Origin of the sequence: Cellulomonas sp. ICMP 17802 (genome assembly GCF_041295535.1) — a bacterium.
Taxonomy (GTDB): domain Bacteria; phylum Actinomycetota; class Actinomycetes; order Actinomycetales; family Cellulomonadaceae; genus Cellulomonas.
In genome coordinates, this window is the sequence record NZ_JBGFQZ010000002.1 from 175,506 (window position 1) to 189,249 (window position 13,744).

General features: G+C 74.1%; 13 protein-coding genes. 7 read left to right on the forward strand and 6 right to left on the reverse strand.

What is annotated here, in order from left to right; all coding sequences use genetic code 11:
- On the forward strand, positions 1–1,104 hold the full coding sequence (locus AB5970_RS04435; protein ID WP_370502696.1) for a PfkB family carbohydrate kinase: 1,104 nt from the start codon (positions 1–3) through the stop codon (positions 1,102–1,104).
- A 1-nt stretch (position 1,105) separates the two neighbouring features.
- On the opposite strand, the gene AB5970_RS04440 is transcribed toward AB5970_RS04435, so the two are convergent.
- Positions 1,106–1,291 (reverse strand): hypothetical protein, encoded by a 186-nt coding sequence (locus AB5970_RS04440; protein WP_370502697.1) that lies wholly within the window; start codon positions 1,289–1,291, stop codon positions 1,106–1,108.
- 17 nt (positions 1,292–1,308) lie between these two features.
- Positions 1,309–2,838: a UxaA family hydrolase gene (locus AB5970_RS04445; RefSeq protein ID WP_370502698.1), complete on the reverse strand. Its 1,530-nt coding sequence runs from the start codon at positions 2,836–2,838 to the stop codon at positions 1,309–1,311.
- A gap of 90 nt (positions 2,839–2,928) precedes the next feature.
- Here AB5970_RS04445 and AB5970_RS04450 point away from each other — a divergent pair, with 90 nt between their 5' ends.
- Positions 2,929–3,951 carry a LacI family DNA-binding transcriptional regulator gene (locus AB5970_RS04450; protein WP_370502699.1) on the forward strand — a complete coding sequence of 341 codons (1,023 nt, stop codon included), beginning with the start codon at positions 2,929–2,931 and terminating at the stop codon, positions 3,949–3,951.
- 3 nt (positions 3,952–3,954) lie between these two features.
- On the opposite strand, the gene AB5970_RS04455 is transcribed toward AB5970_RS04450, so the two are convergent.
- Both AB5970_RS04455 and AB5970_RS04460 read right to left on the reverse strand, forming a co-directional pair.
- Positions 3,955–5,721 (reverse strand): gamma-glutamyltransferase family protein, encoded by a 1,767-nt coding sequence (locus AB5970_RS04455; protein WP_370502700.1) that lies wholly within the window; start codon positions 5,719–5,721, stop codon positions 3,955–3,957.
- A gap of 27 nt (positions 5,722–5,748) precedes the next feature.
- Entirely contained in the window at positions 5,749–6,210 is a 462-nt protein-coding gene (locus AB5970_RS04460) for a tRNA (cytidine(34)-2'-O)-methyltransferase (protein ID WP_370502701.1), read from the reverse strand.
- A 28-nt stretch (positions 6,211–6,238) separates the two neighbouring features.
- Here AB5970_RS04460 and mgrA point away from each other — a divergent pair, with 28 nt between their 5' ends.
- Positions 6,239–7,264: an L-glyceraldehyde 3-phosphate reductase gene (gene mgrA, locus AB5970_RS04465; protein ID WP_370502702.1), complete on the forward strand. Its 1,026-nt coding sequence runs from the start codon at positions 6,239–6,241 to the stop codon at positions 7,262–7,264.
- Positions 7,265–7,286: 22 nt separating this feature from the next.
- Here the strand turns inward: mgrA and AB5970_RS04470 are convergent, their stop codons facing one another.
- Positions 7,287–8,915, reverse strand: a complete 1,629-nt coding sequence (locus AB5970_RS04470) for a hypothetical protein (protein ID WP_370502703.1) — start codon at positions 8,913–8,915, stop codon at positions 7,287–7,289.
- 187 nt (positions 8,916–9,102) lie between these two features.
- On the opposite strand from AB5970_RS04470, the gene AB5970_RS04475 reads away from it, so the two are divergent.
- Positions 9,103–9,759, forward strand: a complete 657-nt coding sequence (locus AB5970_RS04475; RefSeq protein WP_370502704.1) for a GntR family transcriptional regulator — start codon at positions 9,103–9,105, stop codon at positions 9,757–9,759.
- Positions 9,756–10,238 carry a nucleoside deaminase gene (locus AB5970_RS04480; RefSeq protein ID WP_370502705.1) on the forward strand — a complete coding sequence of 161 codons (483 nt, stop codon included), beginning with the start codon at positions 9,756–9,758 and terminating at the stop codon, positions 10,236–10,238. The genes AB5970_RS04475 and AB5970_RS04480 overlap by 4 nt, the downstream gene beginning before the upstream one ends.
- 3 nt (positions 10,239–10,241) lie before the next feature.
- Here AB5970_RS04480 and recQ read toward each other — a convergent pair whose 3' ends face one another.
- Positions 10,242–12,272: a DNA helicase RecQ gene (gene recQ / locus AB5970_RS04485; protein WP_370502706.1), complete on the reverse strand. Its 2,031-nt coding sequence runs from the start codon at positions 12,270–12,272 to the stop codon at positions 10,242–10,244.
- Between the two features lie 68 nt (positions 12,273–12,340).
- On the opposite strand from recQ, the gene AB5970_RS04490 reads away from it, so the two are divergent.
- Both AB5970_RS04490 and pyrE read left to right on the forward strand, forming a co-directional pair.
- Positions 12,341–13,141: an SDR family NAD(P)-dependent oxidoreductase gene (locus AB5970_RS04490; protein WP_370502707.1), complete on the forward strand. Its 801-nt coding sequence runs from the start codon at positions 12,341–12,343 to the stop codon at positions 13,139–13,141.
- A gap of 24 nt (positions 13,142–13,165) precedes the next feature.
- Positions 13,166–13,741, forward strand: coding sequence for an orotate phosphoribosyltransferase (pyrE, locus tag AB5970_RS04495; RefSeq protein ID WP_370502708.1), 576 nt, complete (start codon positions 13,166–13,168; stop codon positions 13,739–13,741).
- Positions 13,742–13,744 lie beyond the last annotated feature (3 nt).

Consider the following 13,744-nt stretch of genomic DNA (forward strand, 5'->3'; position numbering starts at 1 on the left):
ATGTCCAGCCTCACCATCCGCCCCGCGGCCGAGACGCGCTACGACGCCGTCTCGCTCGGCGAGGTCATGCTCCGCCTCGACCCCGGCGAGGGCCGCATCCGGACCGCGCGCTCGTTCCGGGTGTGGGAGGGCGGCGGCGAGTACAACGTGGCCCGCGGCCTGCGCCGGGCGTTCGGCCTGCGCACCGCCGTCGTCACCGCGCTCGCGGACAACGAGGTGGGCCGGCTGGTCGAGGACTGCATCCTCACCGGCGGCGTCGACACGTCGTTCCTGCGGTGGGTGCCCTACGACGGGGTCGGCCGGTCGGTCCGCAACGGGCTCAACTTCACCGAGCGCGGCTTCGGGGTGCGCGGGGCCGTCGGGGTGAGCGACCGCGGGCACACCGCCGCCGCGCAGCTGGCACCGGGCGACGTCGACTGGGAGCACCTCTTCGGCGAGCTCGGGGTGCGCTGGTTCCACACCGGCGGCATCTTCGCGGCGCTCTCGGACAGCGCCGCCGAGACGGTGATCGAGGCCGTGACCGTCGCCCGCAAGCACGGCACGGTGGTCAGCTACGACCTCAACTACCGCCCCAGCCTCTGGAAGGCGGTCGGCGGGCAGGCGCGGGCGCAGGAGGTCAACCGGGCGATCGCCCCGTCGATCGACGTGATGATCGGCAACGAGGAGGACTTCACGGCGTCGCTCGGCTTCGAGGTCGAGGGGGTCGACGAGAACCTCAGCACGCTGGAGCTCGACTCGTTCGCGGCGATGATCGACCGGGTTGCGCAGGCGTACCCGAACTTCCAGGTCATCGCGACGACCCTCCGCACCGTGCACTCCGCGACCGTCAACGACTGGGGCGCCATCGCGTGGTCGACGGAGACCGGGCTGGTCAGCGCCACGCACCGGGAGCGGCTCGAGATCCTCGACCGGGTGGGCGGCGGCGACTCCTTCGCGTCGGGCCTGGCGTACGGGCTGCTCGCCGGCGAGGACCTGCAGACGGCCGTCGAGTACGGCGCCGCGCACGGGGCGCTGGCCATGACCACACCCGGCGACACCACGATGGTGAGCAAGGCCGAGGTGCTCAAGCTCGCCGGCGGGGGCGGTGCCCGGGTCGACCGCTGACCTACTCGGTGAACCGCCACGTGCCGACGGACGTGTACGACGAGTCGGAGATCGTCTCGCCGGCGCCCGGCTCCAGCGGGTAGTGCTTCACGTTCCCCGCCCAGTAGCGCAGGATCCGGCCGAGCTCCCCGACGACGTCGTCGGGGACCACGCCGGCCGCGAGGTCGACCTCGAGCACGAACTTCATGTCGGAACCTCCCTGACTCAGGTGACCGCGCCCAGCTGCCAGGGCACGAACTCGTCCGACCCCAGGTCGAGCTCCTCGGACACCGTCTGCCGCCCGGACGCGACCGCGACGACCAGCTCGAAGAGCTCCTCGCCCACGGAGGTCACGGTCGCGGTGCCGTCGACGATCCGCCCGGCATTCAGGTCCATGTCCTCGGTCATGCGCAGGTACGTCGCGGTGTTCGTCGCGACCTTGATGGACGGCGTCGGCTTGCAGCCGAGCACGGAGCCGCGGCCGGTGGTGAACACGACGACGGTCGCGCCGCCGGCGACCAGCCCGGTGACCGAGACGGGGTCGTAGCCCGGGGTGTCCATGAACGTGAGGCCGCGGGTGGTCACCTTCTCGGCGTACTCGTAGACCTCCACCAGCTCGGCGGTGCCGCCCTTGGCCACGGCGCCGAGCGACTTCTCCAGGATCGTGGTCAGCCCGCCCGCCTTGTTGCCCGGGGACGGGTTGTTGTCCATGGTGCCGCCGCCGGCCGCGGTGTAGCCCTTCCACCAGTCGAGCCGGTCGAGCAGCTTCTGCCCGACGTCCCGGGAGACCGCGCGACGCAGCAGCAGGTGCTCGGCGCCGAACACCTCGGGCGTCTCGGCGAGGATCGACGTGCCGCCGCGGGCCACCAGCAGGTCGGACGCGTGGCCGAGCGCGGGGTTGGCGGTGATGCCGGAGTACCCGTCGGACCCGCCACAGTTGAGCCCGAGCACCAGCTCGGACACGGGCGCGGGCGATCGCCGGAGCGCGTCGATGCCGGGCAGCATCGCCTCGATCTCCGCGACGCCCGCCCGCACGGTGGCGCGGATCCCGCCGGTCTCCTGGATCACCAGGGTGCGCACCGGCTTGTCGGCGGGCAGGTCGAGCCCGTCCAGCAGCGTCTGGGCGGGCAGCATCTCGCAGCCGAGCCCGAGGACGAGCAGGCCGGCGATGTTCGGGTGGTCGGCGTACCCGCGCAGCGTGCGCCGCGTGATCTGCGCGCCCTCGCTGGTCGGCACCAGGCCGCACCCGGTGTCGTGGGTGAGCGCGACGACGCCGTCGACGTGCGGGTAGGCGTCGAGCACGCGGCCGCGGAACTGGTCGGCGATCAGCCGGGCGGTCGAGGCCGAGCAGTTCACCGAGGTGACGATGCCGACGTAGTTGCGGGTGCCCCACCGGCCGTCGCCGCGCGCGTACCCGTCGAACGTCCGCACGGGCCCGTCGGGCGTCGGCAGGGTGACGCGCGCGGTGCCGAACTCGTAGGCGCGCTCGTCGTCGTCCATGCCGAGGTTGTGGCTGTGCACGTGCTGGCCGACGGCGATGTCGCGCGTGGCGCGCCCGATCGACTGCCCGTACTTGCGCACCGGCTCCCCGCGGGCGACGTCCCGGACGGCGAGCTTGTGGCCCCGCGGCACGCTCTGGGTGACCACCACGTGCTCGAGCACGGTGCCGGACTGCAGGTCCCGGGTGGCGACGCCCACGTCGTCGTCCGGGCGCAGCACGAGCACGCACTCGGCCAGGCTGGGCGGCGTCGTCACCTGGGCAGGATACCGCTTTCCCTCAGACGAGCACCGGCGTGCCCGCGCCGAACGCGCCGCGCGGCCGTGGCAAGCGCCTACCCTCCTGACATGGCCGCATCCGTGACCCTCAGCGACGTCGCGCGCGAGGCAGGCGTGTCCCTCGCCACCGCCTCCCGCGCGATCAACGGCAGCGCCAACCGGACGGTGCGGGCCGACCTGCGCGACCGCGTGCTCGCCGCGGCGGCCCGCCTGCGCTACACGCCGGACGCCAATGCGCAGGCGATGGCCCGCGGCCGCACGACGTCGCTCGGGCTCGTGGTGCACGACATCGCCGACCCGTACTTCTCCTCGATCGCCGCCGGCGTCGCGCGCGCCGCCGACCGGGCCGGCCTGCAGGTCACGCTCGCCAGCACGCAGCACGACCCGAGCCGGGAGAGCGGGCTGGTCGACCTGCTGAAGCGGCAGCGCGCGCGGGCGATCGTCATCGCGGGTGGCCGTCTGGACGACGACGCCACCAACGACGAGCTGCGCGCGGCGCTCGCGGACTACCGCGCGGTCGGCGGGTCGGTCGCGCTCATCGGCCAGCCGATCCTGGGCGTCGACGCCGTGGTGATCGACAACGCGCAGGGTGCGGGCGACCTGGCCAAGGCGCTGCACGCTCGCGGCTACCGGCGGTTCGCGGTGCTGGCGGGGCCGGCGGGCCACCTGACCGCGCGCGAGCGGAGCGAGTCGTTCCGCGGCGCGCTCGCCGAGCTGGGCGACCCGGTGCCGGACAGCGCGGTGCTCACGAGCGCCTTCACGCACGAGGGCGGCGAGGACGCGATGCGCGCGCTGCTGCGCGGCGGCGAGCTGCCGGAGCTGGTGTTCGCGGTGAACGACGTCATGGCGCTCGGCGCCCTCGCGGCGGCGCGGGAGGCCGGTGTCCGGGTGCCGGAGGACGTCGCGCTCGCGGGGTTCGACGACATCTCGACGCTGCGCGACGTGGTCCCGGCGCTGACCACCGTGCGGATCCCGCTGGTCGACGTGGGCATCGCGGCCACCGAGCTGGCGCTGGCCGACGCGGCGGACGAGCCGCGGCTCACCCACGTGCCCACCGAGGTCGTGCTGCGGGCCTCGACCCCGGGGCGCTAGTCCTCACCGCCCGACGGCGTAGCCCTGCATCCCGCGAGCGTTGGCGGCGGCGACCAGCATCCCGTCGGACCGGACGCCCGCGGCGCTGAGCCGGCCGAGCTCCCAGGGGCCGGTGGTCTCCACCGCATGCCCGCGCCGGGACAGCCCGTCCAGCACGTCGGTCCCCAGGCGCGACTCGGCCACGAGCCCGCGCGGCGTGTGCGTGCGCGGGTAGAACGAGCCGGGCACGTGCGACGAGTGCCACATGGGCGCGTCGATCGCGGCCTGCAGCCCGGCGCCGCCCACCAGGTGCCGCAGCAGGAACGGCACGGTCCACTGGTCCTGCTGGTCGCCGCCGGGGGTGCCGAACGCGACGCCCGACCCGTCGTCGTCGAGCAGCATCGCGGGGCTGAGGGTGGTCCGGGGCCGCTTGCCGGGCGCGAGGCTGTTGGGCAGCCCCGGCTCGAGCCAGAACATCTGCGCGCGCGTCGGCAGCGCGAACCCCAGGCCCGGCACCACCGGGCTCGACTGCAGCCAGCCGCCCGACGGCGTCGCGGACACGCGGTTGCCCCAGCGGTCGACGACGTCCACGTGGCAGGTGTCGCCGGGGCTCAGCCCGAGCGGCGAGACGGTGGGCTCGCCGACGCCGGCGTCCGCGCTCTCGCGCGACCCCCAGAGGCTGGCCGACATCCGGGGCACCCGTCCCTCGGGCGAGCCGGGCAGCAGCCCCTCGGAGGCCTCGGGCCCGACGAGGGCCGCCCGGGCGGCGGCGTACGCGGGCGAGAGCAGCGCCTCGAGCGGCACGTCCGGGACGTCGCCGTACCAGGCCTCGCGGTCGGCGAACGCGAGCTTGGCCACCTCGACGACGGTGTGCACGAGGGCGAGGGTGTCGTTGCTCCGGACCATCGCCGCGACGTCGAGCGCGTCGAGCATCGCGAGCTGCTGGAGCAGCACGGGCCCCTGCCCCCAGGCGCCGGTCTTGTGGATCGTGCGGCCGGCGAACCGCAGCGAGGTCGTCGGCTCCTCGGTCGCGCGCCACGCGGCCAGGTCGGCGGCCCGCAGCAGGCCGGTGTGGCGTCGGCCCGACGAGTCGCGCACGGCGACGGACGTCTGGAAGGCGTCGACCGCCTCGGCGACGAAGCCCTCGTAGAACGCGCGCCGGGCCGCCTCGATCTGCTCCTCGCGGGTGCCGCCGGCCACCAGTAGGCGCTCGAAGGTGTCGGCCAGCACCGGGTTCGTGAACCGGGTGCCCGGGGCGGGGACCTGGCCGTGCGGCAGGTAGACCTCCGCGGAGGTGGGCCAGTGCTCGGCGAACATCTCGGCCACGGTCGCGATCGTCCGCGACGCCGCCCGCACCAGCGGGTAGCCGTCGCGCGCGTAGCCGATCGCCGGGCCCAGCACGTCGGCCAGCGGGAGCGTGCCGTACCGCGCGAGCAGGTCCAGCCAGGCGCCGAACGCCCCCGGCACGACGGCGGCGAGGTGGCCGGTGCCGGGCACCAGGTCGAGGCCGAGGTCGCGGTAGGCGTCGATCGTCGCCAGCGCCGGCGCGGAGCCCTGGCCGCAGAGCACGAAGGTGTGCGCGTCGGAGGCGCGGTGCCCGATGATCGGGGCGTCGCCACCCGGCCCGTTGAGGTGCGGCTCGACCACGCTGAGCGTGAAGCCGGCGGCGGCCGCCGCGTCGAACGCGTTGCCGCCGGCCTCGAGCGTGCGCATGCCGACGGCGGACGCCAGCCAGTGCGTCGAGGCGACCATGCCGAACGTGCCGAGGAGCTCGGGGCGCGTGGTGAACATCCGTCGATCCTGCCGCACCTGGGGCCTCTAGACCCCGCCGACGAACCCCAGCTGCCGCCACGCTTCGTACGCGCCGACCGCCGCGGCGTTCGAGAGGTTCATCGACCGCCGGCCCGGCAGCATCGGGATCCGCACCCGTCCGGTGATCCGCGGGTGGGCCAGCACCTCGTCGGGGAGCCCTGTGGGCTCGGGCCCGAACAGCAGGACGTCCTCGTCGGCCCAGGCGACGTCGGTGTGGTGCTGGGTCGCCTGCGTGGTGAAGGCGAAGACGCGCCCCGGGAGCAACGCCAGCAGGTCGTCGAGGGACGGGTGCACGACCACGTGCGCGAGGTCGTGGTAGTCGAGCCCGGCCCGCCGCAGCTTGGCCTCCGACAGGTCGAAGCCCAGCGGCTCGACCAGGTGCAGGGTGGCGCCCGTGCCCGCGGCCAGCCGGATGGCGCTGCCGGTGTTGCCGGGGATGCGGGGCTCGAAGAACGCGACGTGCAGCACACGGTGATCCTACGGATAGCGTTGTCTCATGCCCTTCGCTGCCGACGACGCCCGCTACGACTCGATGACCTATCGCCGGACCGGACGGAGCGGCCTCGACCTGCCGGCGCTGTCCCTCGGCCTGTGGCACAACTTCGGGGACACCACCCCGCTGGACACGCAGCGCGCGGTCCTGCGCCGGGCGTTCGACCTGGGCATCACGCACATCGACCTGGCCAACAACTACGGCCCGCCGTACGGCTCCGCCGAGGAGAACTTCGGTCGGATCCTGGCCTCGGACCTGCGCCCGTACCGCGACGAGCTGGTCATCTCCTCGAAGGCCGGCTACGACATGTGGCCCGGCCCGTACGGCGACGGCGGCTCGCGCAAGTACCTGCTGTCCTCGCTGGACCAGTCGCTGGCGCGCATCGGCGTGGACTACGTCGACATCTTCTACTCGCACCGCCCCGACCCCTCGGTGCCGATCGAGGAGACGATGGGGGCGCTGCACACCGCCGTGACCAGCGGCAAGGCGCTGTACGCGGGCATCTCGAACTACTCGCCCGCGCAGACCCGCGTCGCGCAGCGGGTGCTCGCCGACCTGGGCACGCCGCTGCTGATCCACCAGCCCAGCTACTCGATGTTCAACCGGCACGTGGAGAACGTGGCCGAGGGGCAGACCGAGAGCCTGCTCGACGTCGTCGGCGACCTCGGCATCGGCACGATCGTGTTCTCCCCGCTGGCGCAGGGTCTGCTCACCGGCCGCTATCTCTCGGGTGACGTGCCGGCCGACTCCCGCGCCGCCGTCGGGCACTTCCTCAAGCCCGCCGCCATCTCGGAGACGTACCTGTCCCGTGCGCGCGCCCTGGACGAGATCGCGTCCGGCCGCGGGCAGTCGCTCGCGCAGCTGGCCCTGTCGTGGGTGCTCCGCGACGACCGGATCACGTCCGCCCTGGTCGGCGCGAGCTCGGTCGCGCAGCTCGAGGACAACGTCGCGGCCCTGTCCGCCTCACCGCTGACCGCCGACGAGATCGCCGCGATCGAGCCCCACGCGGTGGACGGCACCGGCCGCTGACCCTTCGGCCCGACCCGTCCGTTCAGCGCCGGGCGATGCGGCGCAGGCCGACGCCGGCCGCGATGATCGCCGCGCCGACCAGGGCGAGCAACCCGGCCTGCGACCCGGTCGCCGCGAGCCTGGCGTCGGTCTCGTCGGCAAGCACGGCGTTCGCCGGGACCACCGGCGGGTCCGCCACGGGCGCGGCGGGGACGGCCGGCGTCGTGGGCTCCGAGCCCGCCGGCGCCGGGGGCGTCGTGACCGTGGGCGCCAGGCCGAAGGTGTAGGTCGCCCCGCCGACGACGATCCGCGAGATGACCGCGTCGCCGATCACGCCGGAGCCCAGCGAGTAGCCGACGCCGATGACCCGGGCGTCGGGGTTCGCGGCCACGAAGTCGTCGATGGTGCCGAACGAGCTGTAGCCCATGCCGGAGCCCACTCCGAACCCGGCCTTCGACGTCCACCAGCTTCCGTCGCCGTACGCCCAGGGCTCGTACACGAGGTAGCCGTCCCAGGTGCCGTTGCCGTCGCGGTCGACGGCCAGCTGCACGCTCGGGCGCACGCCGGTCGATGACGCGAAGTCGATGCGGGTAGCTGCCGCGTCCGCGAGCGGGAAGCTCGCCGCGACGTAGCCCGCGGCCTTGGACTGCGACAGGCCGGGGTTCGCGGTGCCGGCCTCGGTCCACACGTGCAGGCCGTCCGCGACGTACTCGTGGTGGCCGAACGTCCGGTTCTCCATGCCCCAGCCGGCCGCGTCCTTGTCGGTGGAGTGCAGGGTGAACACGGGCCCGGGGGGCGTCACGACCACGGGCGCGAGCCCGAAGGTGTAGGTCGCCCCGCCGACGACGATCCGTGAGATGACCGCGTCGCCGATCACGCCGGAGCCCAGCGAGTAGCCGACCCCGATGACCCGGGCGTCGGGGTTCGCCGCGACGAAGGCGTCGATGGTGCCGAACGAGGCGTAGCCCATGCCGGAGCTCACTCCGAACCCGGCCTTCGATGTCCACCAGCTGCCGTCGCCGTACGCCCAGGGCTCGTAGACCAGGTAGCCGTCCCAGGTGCCGTTGCCGTCGCGGTCGACGGCGAGCTGCACGCTCGGGCGCACTCCCGAGGTCGACGCGAAGTCGATGCGGGTGGCTGCCGCGTCCGCGAGCGGGAAGCTCGCCGCGACGTAGCCCGCGGCCTTGGACTGCGACAGGCCGGGGTTGGCCGTGCCGGCCTCGGTCCACACGTGCAGGCCGTCCGCGACGTACTCGTGGTGGCCGAACGTGCGGTCCTCCATGCCCCAGCCCGCCGCGTCCTTGTCGGTGGAGTGGACGGTGGTCACGGCGACGGGCGCGGCGACCGCGGCCGGCGCGGACCCGACCGGGTCGGCCACCTCGCTCGGTGCCCCCGCGGCGATGGCGGGGTCGCCCGTCGTGGTGTCGTCGGAGATCGCCTCGTCGTCCACCGGCGCCTCGTCCGCCGCGCCGTCGGCGCTGCCGTCGGCCGGAGCCGCGTCCGCCGCGTCGTTCGTGGCGTCGCCGGCACCGTCGTCGACCACGACGACGTCCTGGGCGGTCGTGCCGTCCGACGCCGGGACGTCGTCGTTCGCCATCGCCGGCGCGGCGACGGCGCCGAGCAGCACGACGCTCGTGGCGATCGCGCCGAAGCGGTGGGTGGTTCTCTTCACGGTCGTTCCTCCCTGTGGCGGGTGCCTCGACCCGCGCATGTCCTGGTGCGCCTCGCGCTCCGATACCTACATACTGGTATGCGGGTATACCAAGATTCGAGGACGTTGGTCCCGACCGAGGTCCTCCGAGAGGGCTGCCGCGCCGGGCTACTGTCGGGAGTCGCCGAGCGAGCCGTAGGAGCTGTCCGTGCCATTGAGTCCGCCGAAGGAACCGCTCCGGCTCACGTCGTTGACCGACCAGCTCGTCGCGACCGTCCGCGCGGCGATCGTCACCGGCGAGCTGGAGCCGGGGGAGGCCCTGCGCGAGGCGGAGCTCGCCGACACGCTGGGCGTCTCACGCACGCCGGTCCGCCAGGTTCTCCAGCAGCTCGCGGGCATCGGCCTCGTCCGGATCGACGTGGGCCGTCGCTACACGGTCGCGCCCGTCGACCCGGAGCGGCTCCAGCAGATCGTCGTCGTGCTCGCGGAGCTGTTCGGCCTCGCGACGCGGCTGGCGGCGCCGAACCTCACCGACGAGGACCGGGACTGGGTCGCGCAGGCGGGGCGTGCCGCCCGCACGGCCGACCCGTTCGTCGGTCCCGGCTTCTTCGACCTCGTCCTCGCGCGGTGCGACAACCCGGTGCTGGTGGAGAGCATCGATCGCTACCGGGTGCACGTGACCCGCTTGCGGACCCTGGTCGGCGGGGCGCCGGAGATGGAGTCGCGGCGGATGGCGACGATCCTCGCCGAGCTGCACCGCCGCGACGGCGATGCCCTGGCGCTGCTCGCTCGCGACGTGTTCCTCGAGCACGGGACCGAGCTCGTCGCCACCGTCGCGGCGCAGGCTGGCACCCTGTCCTCGTGACCCTCACCGACGCCGACCTCGCCCACCTGACCCGCGCCGTCGAGCTCGCGCGCGAGGCCCTCGACGACGGCGACGAGCCCTACGGCTCCGTGCTGGTCGACGCCGCCGGCCAGGTCCGGTTCGAGGACCGCAACCGCGTGAAGGACGGCGACGAGACCCGCCACCCCGAGCTCGAGATCGCGCGCTGGTCGGCCGGCCACCTCACGCCCGACGAGCGCGCCGCGGCGACGGTCTACACGTCCGGCGAGCACTGCCCGATGTGCGCGGCCGCCCACGCGTGGGTCGGCCTGGGCCGGATCGTCTACGTGACCTCGGCGGAGCAGACCGCGGCGTGGCGCGCGGAGTGGGGCATCCCGGCCGGGCCGGTCGCGGTCCTGCCGATCACGACGGTCGCGCCGGGCCTCCCGGTCGAGGGGCCGGTGCCCCAGCTGGTCGACCAGGTGCGGGAGCTGCAGCGCCGCCGGTTCGGGAAGGCCTGAACCTCAGGCCGGCTCGCCCACCCCGGCCAGCGCCGCCAGCAGCCCGGGCCCGTGCCGCTCGAGCTTGGCCGCGCCGATCCCGCTGATCCCGCCGAGGGCCTCCAGCGACGTCGGCCGCTGCGCCACCACCTCGCGCAGCGTGGCGTCGTGGAACACCACGTACGCGGGCACGCCCTGCTCCTTGGCGACGCCCGCGCGCCACGCCCGCAGCACCTCGAACAGCTCGGCCTCCGGCCCGTCGAGCGCCGCCGCGCGGGCGGTCCGGGTGCCGCGGCTGCGCACGACCTTCTCGGTCTCGCGCCGCAGCCGCACCTCACGCGCGCCGCGCAGCACCTCGGCGCTGTCCGGCGCCAGCCGCAGGGTGCCGTAGCCGTCGGTGTCGACCCCCAGCAGCTCCATCGCGAGCAGCTGCCGGACCACCCCGCGCCACTCGCCGTCCGACAGGTCCTGCCCGACGCCGAACGTCGAGAGCGACTGGTGCCCGAGCTGGGTGATCCGCGGGGTGGCCTTGCCGCGCAGGATGTCGACCAGGTGCCCCACGCCGTACCGCTGCCCGCGCTGCTCGAGGCGGACGACGGTCGAGAGCAGCTTCTGCGCGGCCACGGTCCCGTCCCAGGACTCGGGCGGCGTCAGGCACGTGTCGCAGTTGCCGCACGCCTCGGAGGGCTGGCCGAAGTAGTTGAGCAGCTGCACCCGTCGGCACGAGACCGTCTCGCAGAGCGCGAGCATGGCGTCGAGGTGCGCGGTGAGCCGGCGCTTGTGGGCCGCGTCGCCCTCGGACGTGTCGATCATGCGGCGCTGCTGCACCACGTCCGCCAGGCCGTACGCGAGCCATGCCGTCGAGGGCAGCCCGTCGCGGCCGGCGCGGCCGGTCTCCTGGTAGTAGCCCTCGACCGACTTCGGCAGGTCGAGGTGCGCGACGAACCGCACGTCCGGCTTGTCGATGCCCATGCCGAACGCGATGGTCGCCACCATCACGATCCCGTCCTCGCGCAGGAACCGCGACTGGTTGCGCGCACGCACGGTCCGGTCGAGGCCCGCGTGGTACGGCAGCGCCGGCACGCCGTGGTCGACCAGGAACTGCGCGGTCTGCTCGACCGAGTTGCGGGACAGGCAGTAGACGATCCCCGCGTCGCCCTCGTGCTCGGTGCGCAGGAGGTTCAGCAGCTGGTCGCGCGGCTTGTCCTTGGGCGCGATCCGGTACTGGATGTTGGGCCGGTCGAAGCTGGCGACGAAGTGCCGGGCGTCGCCCAGCTGCAGGCGCTGCGCGATCTCCGCGTGCGTCTGCTCCGTGGCCGTGGCGGTCAGGGCGATCCGCGGGACCTCGGGCCAGCGCTCGTGCAGCATCGACAGCTGCAGGTAGTCGGGCCGGAAGTCGTGCCCCCACTGCGACACGCAGTGCGCCTCGTCGATGGCGAACAGCGCGACCGTGCCGCGGTCCAGGAGCTCGATCGTCTCGGGCACCCGCAGGCGTTCGGGGGCGAGGTAGAGCAGATCCAGCTCGCCGGCGAGGTAGGCGTCCTCGACCTTCCGCCGCTCGAACGACTGCTGCGTCGAGTTGAGGAACCCCGCGCGCACCCCGAGCGTCGACAGGGCGTCCACCTGGTCCTGCATGAGGGCGATCAGCGGCGAGACGACGACTCCGGTGCCCTGCCTGACCAACGCGGGGACCTGGTAGCACAGCGACTTGCCGCCGCCCGTGGGCATGAGCACGAGGGCGTCGCCGCCGCGGACGACGGTGTCGATGATCTCGGCCTGCTCGCCGCGGAAGGCGTCGTACCCCCACACGCTGCGCAGCACCTCGGCGGCGGCGGCCAGCGCGGCCTCGGGGTCGAGCACCTGGGCGACCTCGCGCGGGATGTCCGGACGGGGCGCCGGTGCGCGTCGCGGGGTACCGGACCGGTCGCGACGCTCGGCGGCCGGCAGCGCCCGCGGGTCGTCCTGCTCGGGCGGCGGGGCGTCGTAGAACGGGTCGAACGGCGGCTCCTCGTCCAGAGGCCAGTCCGGCGCGTCGCCACCCCACCCGTCAGTCACGCGCACACCCTACGTGCCCCCACCGACGTCCGTTCGGCCCTCCACACGTCCTTCAATAGGGTGGGGCCATGGCAACCGCACTCATCACCGGCGCGTCCGCCGGTCTCGGCCTGGAGTTCGCCTGGCAGCTCGCCACGGCCAAGCACGACGTCGTCCTGGTGGCGCGCAACGAGGAGCGCCTGACGCGGCTCGCCGCCCAGCTCGAGGCCGCCGCGGGCATCCGCGCCGAGGTGCTCGTCGCCGACCTCTCCGTCCGCGCCGACGTCGAGCGCGTGGCCGACCGCCTGCGCGCCACGGAGCGGCCAATCGGCCTGCTGGTCAACAACGCGGGCCTGGGCCTCAACCAGCGGTTCGTCACGGGCGACCTGGCCCACGAGGAGTCGGCGCTCGCCCTCATGGTCACGGCCGTCATGGTCCTGTCGCACGCGGCCGCGGGTGCCATGGTGCAGCGGGGCCGCGGCGCCATCCTCAACGTCGCGTCCGTCGCCGCGCTGCTCACGTCCGGGACGTACTCCGCGCACAAGGCGTGGGTGCGGGTGTTCACCGAGAGCCTCGCGGTCGAGCTGCGCGGCACCGGCGTGACCGCCACGGCGCTCAACCCGGGCTTCGTGCACACCGAGTTCCACGACCGCGGCGAGATCGACATGACCGCGTACCCGGAGATCGCGTGGCTCAACGCCGAGGACGTGGTGGCCACGGCCCTGGCCGACGTCCGCCGCGGCGCGGTCATCTCGACGCCGAGCCTGCGGTACCGCACCCTGTCGGCGGTCGCCCGCCTGGCCCCGCGGTCGGCCGTGCGCGCGTTCGGCCGCTACCGTCGCGCGTACCAAGGGCAGGAGACCGACCTGGTCGTCGAGCCGGTCGACTGAGCGCCGCCCGGTAGCCTGACCGCCGTGAGCCACGACCTCTCCCCGACGCCCCGCGAGCAGCTGCTCGAGCTCATCAAGACCCTCGCGGTCGTGCACGGGAAGGTCACGCTGTCGTCCGGCCGTGAGGCCGACTACTACGTCGACCTGCGCCGGGTCACGCTGCACCACCGGGCCGCCCCGCTGATCGGTCACCTGCTGCTGGACCGGCTGGAGGAGGTCGGCCTCGGCACGGCGGAGATCGACGCCGTCGGCGGCCTGACGCTCGGCGCGGACCCCGTCGCGACGGCCTTGCTGCACGCCGCCGCGAGCCGCGGCCAGGACCTCGACGCGTTCGTCGTCCGCAAGGAGGCCAAGGCGCACGGCATGCAGCGGCGTATCGAGGGCCCGGACATCGCGGGCCGCAAGGTCGTGATCCTGGAGGACACGTCCACCACGGGCGGCTCGCCCATCGCGGCCGTCGAGGCGGCGCGCGAGGTCGGTGCGGAGGTGCTCGGGGTCGCGGTGATCGTCGACCGCGCCACCGGGGCCCAGGCCAAGATCGAGGCGCTCGGCGTGCCGTACCACTACCTGTTCAGCCTGTCGGACCTCGGCCTGGCCTGACCG